The sequence below is a fragment of the uncultured Chitinophaga sp. genome, from assembly GCF_937874145.1.
Taxonomy (GTDB): domain Bacteria; phylum Bacteroidota; class Bacteroidia; order Chitinophagales; family Chitinophagaceae; genus Chitinophaga.
This window is the reverse complement of the sequence record NZ_CALNBI010000105.1, coordinates 1-12,323: the sequence shown is the minus strand read 5'-3', so window position 1 is coordinate 12,323 and position 12,323 is coordinate 1. Positions and strand designations below refer to the sequence as shown.

General features: G+C 52.4%; 12 protein-coding genes and 1 pseudogene. 9 read left to right on the top strand and 4 right to left on the bottom strand.

Translation table 11 applies throughout. The features are described 5' to 3' along the window. A pseudogene (locus tag Q0510_RS04830) lies at positions 1–250 on the bottom strand (hypothetical protein); the annotation flags it as partial. A 106-nt stretch (positions 251–356) separates the two neighbouring features. Between Q0510_RS04830 and Q0510_RS04825 the strand changes: the two are divergent. The 7 genes from Q0510_RS04825 (at position 357) to Q0510_RS04795 (ending at position 7,289) form a co-directional block, all read left to right on the top strand. Continuing rightward, positions 357–2,150, top strand: a complete 1,794-nt coding sequence (locus tag Q0510_RS04825) for an acyl-CoA dehydrogenase family protein (protein WP_298708767.1) — start codon at positions 357–359, stop codon at positions 2,148–2,150. A gap of 92 nt (positions 2,151–2,242) precedes the next feature. Continuing rightward, positions 2,243–4,000: an N-acetylmuramoyl-L-alanine amidase gene (locus Q0510_RS04820; RefSeq protein WP_298708766.1), complete on the top strand. Its 1,758-nt coding sequence runs from the start codon at positions 2,243–2,245 to the stop codon at positions 3,998–4,000. A gap of 390 nt (positions 4,001–4,390) precedes the next feature. Beyond that, positions 4,391–4,735 (top strand): carboxymuconolactone decarboxylase family protein, encoded by a 345-nt coding sequence (locus Q0510_RS04815; RefSeq protein ID WP_298708765.1) that lies wholly within the window; start codon positions 4,391–4,393, stop codon positions 4,733–4,735. Between the two features lie 32 nt (positions 4,736–4,767). Beyond that, entirely contained in the window at positions 4,768–5,805 is a 1,038-nt protein-coding gene (locus Q0510_RS04810; RefSeq protein WP_298708763.1) for a 2-oxoacid:ferredoxin oxidoreductase subunit beta, read from the top strand. Between the two features lie 228 nt (positions 5,806–6,033). Then, entirely contained in the window at positions 6,034–6,492 is a 459-nt protein-coding gene (locus tag Q0510_RS04805) for a hypothetical protein (RefSeq protein WP_298708761.1), read from the top strand. After that, complete coding sequence (locus tag Q0510_RS04800) at positions 6,479–6,697, top strand: hypothetical protein (protein WP_298708759.1); 219 nt, start codon at positions 6,479–6,481, stop codon at positions 6,695–6,697. The genes Q0510_RS04805 and Q0510_RS04800 overlap by 14 nt, the downstream gene beginning before the upstream one ends. A gap of 400 nt (positions 6,698–7,097) precedes the next feature. Then, positions 7,098–7,289 carry a hypothetical protein gene (locus tag Q0510_RS04795; RefSeq protein WP_298708757.1) on the top strand — a complete coding sequence of 64 codons (192 nt, stop codon included), beginning with the start codon at positions 7,098–7,100 and terminating at the stop codon, positions 7,287–7,289. A gap of 49 nt (positions 7,290–7,338) precedes the next feature. Here the strand turns inward: Q0510_RS04795 and Q0510_RS04790 are convergent, their stop codons facing one another. Next, entirely contained in the window at positions 7,339–7,977 is a 639-nt protein-coding gene (locus Q0510_RS04790) for a LysE family transporter (RefSeq protein WP_298708755.1), read from the bottom strand. Between the two features lie 13 nt (positions 7,978–7,990). Beyond that, complete coding sequence (locus tag Q0510_RS04785; protein WP_298708753.1) at positions 7,991–9,532, bottom strand: GH3 auxin-responsive promoter family protein; 1,542 nt, start codon at positions 9,530–9,532, stop codon at positions 7,991–7,993. Between the two features lie 86 nt (positions 9,533–9,618). Here Q0510_RS04785 and Q0510_RS04780 point away from each other — a divergent pair, with 86 nt between their 5' ends. Next, entirely contained in the window at positions 9,619–10,392 is a 774-nt protein-coding gene (locus Q0510_RS04780; RefSeq protein WP_298708751.1) for an inositol monophosphatase family protein, read from the top strand. A gap of 3 nt (positions 10,393–10,395) precedes the next feature. Then, on the top strand, positions 10,396–11,424 hold the full coding sequence (gene thiL, locus Q0510_RS04775) for a thiamine-phosphate kinase (protein ID WP_298708749.1): 1,029 nt from the start codon (positions 10,396–10,398) through the stop codon (positions 11,422–11,424). 60 nt (positions 11,425–11,484) lie between these two features. Here the strand turns inward: thiL and Q0510_RS04770 are convergent. Beyond that, positions 11,485–12,323 (bottom strand): hypothetical protein (locus Q0510_RS04770; RefSeq protein WP_298708747.1); only part of this gene is annotated, 839 nt, incomplete at its 5' end.

The following is a 12,323-nucleotide window of genomic DNA, read 5'->3' as shown; positions in this document are numbered from 1 at the left end:
TTTCCAATATTTTTTCTACCAAAGCCGCAAGGTCCCGTTTTTCCATAGGCCGGCCTTCCTTCCAGACCGTCTTCCCGTGAAAGGGCATATCTAACGCAACGATAGTGAATATATTGCCCAACCCCGCTTCCATACAACGAAAATGCGATGCGCTTTCCCCGAAACCATGAAAACAGATCAGCAAATCCGGCCCCTCACCGGTTTTTAAACCGGAGAAGGTACTGTCGAGATATGTAAGATTGAACTCCATGGGGCGTTTCCGGGATTGCGAATTTATAACATTATGCCGCGCAATCATAATTTGTCAATTGACATAATCTCGGTAAATTACGAGTAGACTAAAAAAATCATGCAAAATGGATACCGCGGTTAATAGCAAAGCAGCCCTGAAAGGGGCGGAGTTCCTGGTGAAAGACGCATCCCCTGCAGACGTTTTCATCCCTGAAGATTTTTCGGAAGAACAGCTGATGATCAAAGAAATGGCCGAAACATTCATCGTCCGTGAAGTGACGCCCGTGCTGGACCGGCTCGACAAGCTGGAGGAAGGACTCATGCCTTCGCTGCTGGACAAGGCGGGCGAACAGGGATTGCTTGGCGCGGCTTTCCCGGAAGAACTGGGAGGGCTTGGCAAAGATTTCATTACCGCAACCCTGATCAACGAAGCCCTCGGCGCGGGGCACTCTTTTTCCGTAGCGATGGCCGCCCACACAGGGATCGGTTCGCTGCCAATCCTCTACTTCGGCACCGAAGCACAAAAACAGAAATATATCCCGAAGCTGGCTACCGGCGAGATGAAAGGCGCCTACGCCCTCACGGAGCCCAACTCCGGCTCCGACGCCCTCAGCGCCAAAACCACGGCTAAACTGTCGGCCGACGGCAAACATTATATCCTCAACGGCCAGAAGATCTGGATCACCAACTCCGGCTTCGCCGATGTATTCACCGTTTTCGCGAAAGTGGACGGCGAGCAGTTCACTGCCTTTATCGTGGAGAAAGGCACGCCCGGCTTCACCCTCGGGGTCGAAGAACATAAAATGGGCATCAAAGGCTCCTCCACCCGGCAGATCTATTTCCAGGACGCCGAGATCCCCGCTGAGAACGTGCTCGGGCAAATCGGCAAAGGCCACCTCATCGCCTTCAACATCCTCAACATCGGCCGCCTCAAACTGTGCGCCGCCGCACTGGGAGGCGCCAAAGGCAGCCTGGACATTACCATCAGCTACGCCAAGACCCGCGAACAATTCAAACAACCCATCGCCAACTTCGGCGCCATCAAACATAAACTGGCCGAAATGGCCATCCGCATCTGGGCCTGCGAAACGGCCCTCTACCGCACTTCCCAGCTAATCGACCAGCAGGAGCACGAGCTGCTCGCCGCCGGCAAAGCCTTCAACGAAGCGCTGCTCGGCGCGGCGGAAGAATATGCCGTGGAATGCGCCATGCTCAAGGTTAACGGCTCCGAAGTGCTCGACTTCGTGGTGGACGAAGGCGTACAGATCCACGGCGGCAACGGCTTTAGCGACGAATACGTCATCTCCAAAGCCTACCGCGATTCGCGCATCAACCGCATCTTCGAAGGCACCAACGAAATCAACCGCCTCCTCACGCTCGACATGACCCTCAAACGCGCCATGAAAGGCAAGATCGACCTCATGACGCCCGCCATGAACGTGCAGAAGGAGCTCATGAGCATCCCCGATTTCGGGAACGACGACGAAAGCGCCTTCGCCGCGGAAAAGAAAGTGATCGCCAATATGAAAAAGGCCATCCTCCTCACTGCCGGCGCGGCCGCGCAGAAACTGATGATGAAGCTGGAATCCGAACAGGAAATCCTCATGAACATCGCCGACATGGCCATCGAAACCTTCGTGAGCGAAAGCGCATTGCTCCGCCTCATCAAACTCACCGAACAAAAAGGAGATGCCGCCACCAGCTTGCAGTCAGATATGGTGCGCACCTATCTCAACGACGCGGCCGACCGCGTACATAAATCCGGCAGGGATGCGATCAACGGCTTCGCCGAAGGCGACGAGCAACGCATGATGCTCCTCGGCCTGAAACGCTTTACCAAATCGGCGCCCTTCAATACCAAAGACGCCCGCCGCCGCATTGCCGACAAGCTTATTAGTGACGGCAAATACACTTTTTGAGGAGCGGCAGATCATTAACAATTGAAATAGATAACTTTACAAGGAACAGGCAAATGCTTGTTCCTTGTTTTTTTGGACAATAACCAAGCGCTATGTTAGAAAGGAAAATCGGGAGCCTGCTGCTGGCAGTGTGCATCGCCGCGCCCGCTATGGCCCAGGAGAAAAGTTTCCTGCGCCTCACCCAGCCCGGCAAACAGAACAACAGTGTTAGTACCGCCCGCCAGTTCCTTGTTGGCTCCACCTGCAAATCGTGCCAGGTTTATGTTAACGCCGAGCCCCAGAAGGTATATCCGACAGGGGCATTTGCGATCGAAGTAACGCTGGAAGAAGGCGGCAACGAATTCCTTGTGAAATCCGTGGGCCCGGATGGCGATTCCAGCACCCGGTCGGTTTGGTTTACCTACAACGCCCCGCAGGCGCCGCAACCGGTTTCATCCGTCAACATCGCCACCATCCAGACATTTCCCGAAGGTAACCTTACCGTAGCCCCCGGCGACGTGATCCGGGTCCGCGTGAAAGCCATTCCCGGCGGAACCGTAAAGCTGGGCGACGCCCTCACGCTGCAAGAGCTCCCCGTGGGCGGTTCCCAGCAAATGCCCGGCATCTACCAGGGATCATATACCGTGCAATGCGCCGATCCCCTCATCCGGGGCCGGCAGCTGCCCGTTACGCTTGATTACGAAGGCACGCAGGTCAAACGCTTCACACCGAACGTTTTCACCCTCCGCGACCCACAGGCGCAGCCGCTCATAGGCAAAACCAGCGGCGACGATCCGATACTCAAATACGGTCTTGGCAGCGACCGGCTCGGCGGCGCGCGCATGGCCAGCGTGGATACGGGCGTGTTACTGAATATTACGGGAAAAGCAGATGGCGATTACCGCGTTCAGCTGTCCAAAACCCTCTCCGCCTGGATCCCCCAAGAATTCGTAAAGCTTCAGCCTGCGGGCACCTTCCCGCCCAGCTCCCTCACCGGGTCCTGGCGCGTCTGGGGAGATGAAAAGGCGGATTACCTCTCCGTAGCGCTGACGTCAAAACTTCCTTACCGCACCACCCAGCAAAACGATCCCTCGCGGATCGTGATCGATATTTTCGGCGCCACGTCCAACACCAACTGGATCACGCAGCTGGAAAATGCGAAGGAGATCAAGAATGTGTATTACGAGCAGGCGGAAGACGATATCCTGCGCGTGGTGATAGAACTGAAGCACACCCAGCACTGGGGGCACTCGGTTTACTATAACGGCAACATCCTGACGGTGAAAGTGAAACGCCCGCCGTCGAAGCCGGGCCTGGGCGACCTCACCATTGCGGTAGACGCCGGCCATGGCGGCAGGAACCTCGGCGCCCAGGGGCCCACGGGCGTTTACGAGAAAGAAATGGCGCTGGCGGTGGCCGTGGCCCTGCAACAGGCGCTGCAGCGCGAGGGCGCGCGGGTGATCATGACCCGCGTGAACGACTCATATGTCGATAATGGGTACCGCGTGGTGTCGTACCGCGACAAAGATCCCGACCTGCTGGTGAGCATCCACCTCAATGCTTCCTCCGACCCTATCCGGATACAGGGCACCAGCACTTATTATAAGCATATCGGTTTCCGGCCGTTGAGCCAGCATATTTACAAACGGTTGCTGGAGCTGGGTTTGAAGGAATTCGGAAATGTGGGAAGTTTCAATTTTGCGCTGAACGGCCCTACCGAATACCCGAACGTGCTGGTGGAAACCGTATTCCTGAGTAATCCGGAGGATGAGATGCGGATACTGGACCCGGGGTTCAGGCGGGAGATGGCGGGAAAGATCGTGGATGGGATCAGGGATTTCGTGGCGGAGGGATATGCCAAAGCGGAATGAGACAGGGATAGAATGAAATGGCCCCCGCAGAGGGAGCCATGTAATACCGGTGAAGGTATTTCCATATCCAGAACGAATCTTTAGCGGAGGTAGCAGGTGATGAAGCCAGCACGTATGCATCCTCGCCGTAAGGCGGTTATATTCTCATGTCTTTAGTCTTTGTTAACTGAGGGACCGGGAAAAGGGGCCTGTTACCGGGCCCGGAACTGCTTCCCGGCGCCATAGTGCAAAGGTGTCCATTTGACCGCAGGCCGCCAATACCTACAAGTGAGTATTTTTCCCCGGGAATAATTACCCTACCATATTAGTAGATTAATGATTATCTTTGACGGGCGGACGGCTGGGGGATAATTCGTATCTTTAACGCTATCCGTTGATAAATATAAACTTATGAGCCAACTGGTAGAAGAGTTTGACGCATACCGGAGCAAGATGAATGAAGTGATCCTTGGAAAACAGAACCTGGTCCTCAACCGGCTCTTCAACCTGGACACCAATACCTATGCAGAAGGGGCGCTATCTGTGAAAACGAAGGAGTTGCTGGGCCTGGTGGCGTCGATGGTGCTTCGTTGCGACGACTGCATCAAATATCACCTCGGGAAATGTCATGAGCAGGGAGTGACCACGCAGGAACTGTATGAAGTTTTCGCGGTGGCCAATATTGTGGGCGGCACGATCGTGATCCCTCACACCCGCCGGGCAGCAGAATATTGGGAAGAACTGATCAAATCGTAACTTTACATTCCAAACTTTATATATACAAAACAATGTCAACAGCTACCGCTTCTCCGCAGCCATTAATGGCCAAAGATTTTGCAACCGACCAGGAAGTACGCTGGTGCCCGGGTTGCGGGGATTATTCCATATTAAAACAGGTGCAAACCATTATGCCCGGACTGGGCGTCCCCCGTGAGAACATTGTGATCGTATCCGGTATCGGGTGTTCTTCGCGCTTTCCGTATTACATGAACACTTACGGCATGCACTCGATCCACGGGCGTGCCACGGCGATCGCTTCCGGCCTGAAGGCCACGCGGCCGGAGCTGAGTGTCTGGATCGTGACGGGCGACGGTGACGGGCTGTCCATCGGTGGCAACCATACCATCCACCTGCTGCGCCGTAATTTCGATGTGAACATTATGTTGTTCAACAACCAGATTTACGGTTTGACGAAAGGACAATATTCACCCACTTCCGAGACCAATAAAGTAACCAAGAGCACGCCTTACGGCAGTATCGACCATCCGTTCAACCCGATGGCGCTGGCGATGGGAGCGGATGCTACATTTATTGCCCGGAGTATGGACCGTGATCCGAAGCACCTCCAGGAGATGCTGAAGCGGAGCCATGCGCACAAGGGGGCCTCGTTCCTGGAGATTTACCAGAACTGCAACATCTTCAACGACGGTGCTTTCGAGGTGTTTACCGAGAAGTCCAGCAAGGCTGACAACACGCTGTTCGTAGAGCAGGGGCAGCCGCTGGTGTTTGGCGCGCAGAAGAACTTGGGGGTTCGGCTGGACGGGCACAAGCCGGTGGTAGTGGATTTGAACGACGGTCAGTTCAGCGCGTCGGACCTGTGGATTCACGACGAACAGGATTTTGGCAAGGCGCAGATTCTTACCCGCATGTTCGACGATGCGCGGATCGAAGGTCATTTGCCGCGCCCGTTTGGCGTGTTCTATCAGATTTTCCGTCCTACCTACGAGGAAATCATGCTGGCGCAGCTGGAGGAAGCGAATGCGAAGCGCGGACCCGGCAGCCTGGACAAGCTCCTGGCCGGCAACGAAACCTGGACGATCGCATAGTATTATCTGCAATGCATTATTCAAGGCCGCACACATTGCGGCCTTTTTCTATATCCGGATTTCCGATCCTCCCCAAACGCGGTCCCACCTTATCTCTCCACGCACTTTCAATATTCAATTCCGATATCCATCTCCGAAAACCCGAGATGCATTTTTAGGTGCATTGAAGTCCTTTCCTGAAATTTGAAATGTTAGCTCAATAGGAATTCAAAATAAACGCAGGCAAACATGGATCTGGATTCATATCCGGTATATTCATCCGCTGATTTGTTAACGCATACTTTCGAAAGTGAGGGGCCGAAAGGAATAATCTTGAAGCAGGTAAAATTTCAGCGAATAGAGAAGGACCGCTACAATCTGGCTTTCGGAGACCGGGAAAAAGAAAGCGCGCACTTAAATGATATGGTGCGAAGCAATAACAATGACAGGGATAAAGTGCTCGCCTCCGTAGCCAGGATCATCAGTATATTTTTGGGTAAATTCCCTAACGCATATGTTGAGGTTGCCGGTAGCACTTCGTCAAGAACCAGATTATACCAGATGAAGCTTTTAGCTCGCTTACAGCAAATTAATGAGCAATACATGCTACAAGGCTATACCAATGGGCATTGGGAAAATTTCCAAACAGGCAGGAAGTACACAACATTATCAATAACTACTAAAATGAATTCACATGAATCCGAATGACAAAAAGAAAGGGAATAACATTCCGTTCGATCTCAAAGCTTGGCTGGAAAGAGAATCTAAGCGTGACAGGATTATGCCTGATGACTACTTCCCAAACGTCGACGATGACCCTTTTTTCAAACGTAAATATGAACAAGCAATGGAGCGTATGGCCAAATATTCTTGCAAAACACCCGATACCGGAGCCTCAGTAAAACGGCCCTAGCGATAATAAACATTGTTAACCCGATTACAATAATAAAATCCTTATGAACCTGGATACGTATCCCGTAAACCATATCACTTTAACCTTGCATTTGGAGATTGGAATGACAAAAAACGTTGTCTGGATGACTTTGTCAGGAGTAACAATAAAGATATGGTTAAAGTGCTTGCCACTGTAGCCAGGGTCGTCGATGCTTTCATACAGGCAAGGCCTGATAGTAAAATACGTGTTGAAGGCAGCACTACAGCGCGAAGCAGATTATATCAAATGCAATTTGTACAGCATTTACAAGTTATAAATGAGAAATACGTCATAACCGGTAGTCGTGGAAGGCAAGAGGAATTATTTGATCCGCGTAAAAAATACACTTCATTTTCTATAGTAGCTAAATCAGTAAGTCATGAATAATCTAAAGAATAACGATCATACAGGAAAGTCTTTTGACTGGGAAAAATGGCGTGCTAAAACCAAGATCACCATTATGCCGAAATCTTACTTCCCTGATTGCAGCAATGATCCATTTTTCAGGCGGAAACTGGAGCGGGCATTGGAACATGCAGCGAAGTATCCTGAACATTTCAAGGATAAATGAAGAACATCATACATCAATAATATTGCAAATTATTGTTGTTGGAATGTCGTCAATGCGAGAAATCCCCTCCGCCCAGGAGCACCTGGTACAGCAAGGCGAGCCCGAAGATGATCATACAAACACCCGCCACCCTGTTCAGCCAGAGCACATTGGTGAGCGTCAGTTTATGACGGATTTTATCGGAAACGAAAACCTTGAGGATATCCGCAGAGAGCACGAACAACAGGCAAACCGTGTACATGGTAAACCGGTAAGTCACATCCAACGGCGCATTTGCCACACAAACCCCTAGCCAGAAAAGTATCACACCAGGATTCAGGGTATTCATCAAAAAGCCACCCAACCAGATCTTCGCATAGTCACGCGTCCTGAACATCTCCGGACGCTCATCCCCCGTCACGATCCGCACCTTCTTGAAAATTAACCCATACACCCCCATGCAGATCAGCAAAATCCCCCCGCAAATCCCGATTATCCGCGTATGCTCCCCCAGGCTCCCGATAAACGACGAAGCCAGGTTCCCCAGCAACACAAACATAATATCACTCACGGATACGCCCAGGGCAAAACTTATCCCAGCACGCCAGCCGTTGCTGATGCTATACTTGATAATGGCGAAAATCACCGGCCCCACAGAAACCGATAAAAATACGCCCAAACCTAATCCTGCGATAATGGCGGCAGTCATTCCCTAAAATACACTAGGCTTTCACGCCCGCTTTGGTGATGAGGAATTGTTCCCAGTCCTTGAGCTTCTCGCCTTTCAGCACCCGCGGGAACTTGTTCATGGCTCCTTCTTTGCCCTTGCAACGCAGGTAATCAAGGAAAACCTGGTTAGGCATGATCTCTACGAAGATTTCTTTCAACGCGGAAGTCCTTTCAACGGCGTAGTCGTCGTTCACCTCGCTCAGCGTCTGGTCGATGATCTCCCGCACTTTCGCGGCATCCACATTCGTAGCGTCCGTTCCGATGTACCACCGGTGCGCAAAGAGATTCTCGTACTGGAAGCCCGCTACGGTAAACTCACGGATCGTAATCCCCAGTTTTCGCTGCACGGTGTCGATCGCCTTGTTCATGTTATCGATGCTCATGTGCTCGCCCGCCAGGCTCAGGAACTGCTTGGTACGGCCCACGATCACGATCTCATGCTCCTTCACGGAGGTGAACTTCACCACGTCGCCGATGAGGTAGCGCCAGGCACCGGAGCAGGTCGACAGCATCACGGCATATTCCTGGTCTTCCACCACTTCGTGGATCATATAGGATTTGGGATTCGGCTTTACTTCGCCGTCCGCATCGAAATTTTCCTCATTAAAAGGGATGAACTCGTAGAAAATTCCCGTGTTCAACACCAGTTTTATCCCCTTCACCCCCGGCCGCGCCTGGAAGCCGAAAGACCCTTCCGATGCCATGTAAGTCTCGATAAAGGTGATGGGCTTACCCAACAGCCGCTGGAAGCTCTCGCGGTAAGGCTCGAAGCTCACGCCGCCGTGGATATAAATAGCCAGGTTTGGCCAGATTTCGTGGATATGCTTGACGTTATGGTACTTGATGATCTCTTCCAACACGATCTGCACCCAGGCTGGCACCCCGCAAACCGTTCCCACATCCCACTGCGGCGCCTTGCGCACAATCAGCTTGATCCGCTGCTCCCAGTTGGGCTTGCGGGAAATTGAGCTGCCCGGCTTGTAAAACCGGCGGAACCATTTGGGAATGTTCTTGGCCTGGATACCGCTCATGTCGCCCTCGTAGTAATCCCCCTTCTCGAAAAGAGAAGTAGTTCCCCCCAACATGAGGATGCCCTTGGTGAACGACTTCGGCGGTACGTTGAAGTTAACCATCGAATACAACTGCTTCACGCCCACCTTCTTCACGGTACGCAACATGTCGCGGGTAACGGGAATGTGCTTGCTGGCAGACTCGGAAGTACCCGAGCTTAAAGCGAAGTACTTGATCTTTTCAGGCCAGCTTACATTCGCCACGCCTTCCAGGCACTTGTGCCACCACTCCGCGTGCATCTTGTTGTAGTTATGCACGGGAACCGTCTGCCGGAAGCGCGCTACCCAGTTGGGGGCATGTAACATGTCCTCGAAATGGTAGTGCTCGCCGAACTGCGTATGCTTCGCTTTTTCCATCAACCTGCGCAATACCTGCATCTGGTATTGTCGCGGCGTCCCCAGCTTAAAAGTGAACTGTTTCCTTATTCGTAGGGATCTGGATATCAGGTTACCAATAATGGCCATTAATTGCGGATTCTAAGTTTGAAAAGCAAAAATAGTTAATTCGTTGTAATTCGGGGGAAGTTGGCTAAGCTTCGTACATTTGCGCCATGTTGAAAACTACGTTACTCAAAGCTACTGAAGCCGGGGCAAAAGTTTTACAGGAATATTTTAACGGTACTTTCACGATTTCACACAAAAGTACGGTCAACGACCTGGTAACCGAAGCCGACAAGAAGGCCGAAGCCGCCATCATAGACGTTATCCGGGGCGATTACCCCGACCATTTCATCCTCAGCGAAGAAGCCGGTTCACTCGAAACCGCGTCCACCATCAAATGGATCATCGACCCCATCGATGGCACCGTCAATTTTGCACATGGCATCCCCCTTTGCTGTGTAAGCATCGGCGTGGAGCAGGACGGCGAAATGATCCTCGGAGCCGTGTACAACCCGATCATGAACGAGCTCTTCTTCGCCCAGAAGGGTTTCGGAGCAACGCTCAACGACAAGAAGATCTCCGTTTCCTCCAAACCCCACCTCGCCAACGCCTGCCTCGTAACTGGTTTTGCCTATAAATACGAAAATTCCAATACCAATCCACTCGCCACCCTCCAGTCGTTCGTGCAGCAAGGCCTGCCCGTCCGCCGGCTCGGCTCCGCCGCCATCGACCTCTGCTGGGTTGCCTGCGGAAGGTTCGACGGGTTCTGGGAACACCATCTCAACCCCTGGGACTCCGCCGCCGGGTACCTCATCGTCCAGGAGGCGGGTGGAAAAGTGACCGATTTCAAAGGAAACGCCTATTCCCCCTACCAACCACACATCCTCGCCACCAACGGCCATATTCACCAGGGCATGCTGGAAGCGATCAACAATATTCAATAAGTCATGGAAGAAAGAACTGAAATAAACGACCTTGGCGAGTTCGGACTGATCGACCGCCTCACCCGCAATATCGAAATCCGTAATGCCGGTACTATCCTCGGCGTGGGCGACGATGGCGCCGTGATCGATCACTTCGGCAAGCAAACCGTCGTTTCCACCGACATGCTTGTCGAAGGCATCCATTTCGACCTGATGTATACCCCGCTGAAACATTTAGGTTATAAGTCAGTGGTTGTCAACCTTTCCGATATTTACGCCATGAACGCCGTGCCCACCCAGGTTACGATGAGCATCGCCTTTTCCAACCGCTTCTCCCTGGAAGCGCTCGACGAATTCTACGACGGCGTATATGCAGCCTGCGAACGCTATAATGTAGACCTCATCGGCGGAGACACCACTTCTTCCCAGAAAGGATTCATTATCAGCGTCACCGCGATCGGCGAAGTAACACCGGGCCAGTTCGTGAAACGCTCTACCGCACAAAAAGGCGACCTCCTTTGCGTTTCCGGCGATCTCGGAGCCGCCTACCTCGGCCTCACCCTCCTGGAGCGCGAAAAACAGATCTTCCTGGAAAACCCGAAGGTCCAGCCAGACCTTGAAAATCAAACATATATCATCGGCCGGCAGCTGAAACCGGAAGCCCGCCAGGATATCATCGCCTTCCTCGCTGAAAAAGAGATCATCCCCACTTCCATGATGGACGTAAGCGACGGCCTCAGCTCCGAAATCCTCCACATCTGCCGCCAAAGCGAAGTAGGCTGCGTGCTGTACGAAGATAAAATCCCCGTGCACGACGATGCCCGCCAGATGGCCATGCAATTCGGCCTCGATCCCACCGCCTGCGCCCTCAGCGGAGGCGAAGATTATGAGCTCCTGTTCACCATGAAACAGGCAGATTATGATAAAATCGTACTAAATGAAGCGATTGCCGTGATCGGGTACATCACCGGCCCGGAAGAAGGCGCACACATCATCACCCGCGGGGGAAACAAGCATGAAATCACCGCCCAGGGATGGAACTCATTCAAATAGTGTAAAATCGCTATAAATAGGAAAAAGCCCGGTTCAGTGATCGAACCGGGCTTTTTTAGTCTAAAAATCTACTATTTTAAAGACTGGACTATTATGTGTCGGATCATGCCCTTCAACTACGTCCAATCCCAACTTAATTTTATACTGTCCCGGCATCTTTGATCCCGGAATTTCGACATCCACCGAGTCCTTCCCCAACAAATCTTTTAAATACAAATCCGTATCCCACACCACCGGCGGCATCCCTTCTGCAGAAACCAGGTACCGCAACCTGGGGCCATCTGCCACCACGGGAATATCCTTTTGGTCATAATAATTCTTCACTGCAAACCGGTACTTCACCCCATGGCCCCGCTGATCCGCCGTACGATGGAACTCCCTTTGCGCCGGCACCAATTGCAGGAGGCTGTACGAATGGTAATCCTGGATTTCCCGCCCGAAGAAAGTACCCTGTGAAGTTTTAATCCCCTGGCTTTCAGGGAAGTAATCCCCGTTATCGGTCGACAACCACACGTTTTTCCCCCATAAACCTTCCTCCATCGGCCAGAAATTGTACTGGCTCCGGCGGTTTTTAATGGTATTGAGGCTATAAGCGGATTCACCCTGGTAAAACATGTATTTCGAAGGTTTCTGGTAGCTGTTCAGGAACACCACCGGCCGGCCGGCTGCCTGCTCCTTCACAACGGCCGTCCATTCGCGGTTGTGATGGATTTCGGGGCGGATGCGTACCCCCGGGAGGAAGTCCCACATCATATACACCCGTACCACGGCCACCAAAACCAGCGTCGGGATCCAAAGCGCTTTGAATACCTTCATCGAATACCCCTGCCGCACGATGCCCTGGCGCGCGAGCACCATCGCGGGTGTAAACACCATCACCGTCCAGTTGGCCTCTACAC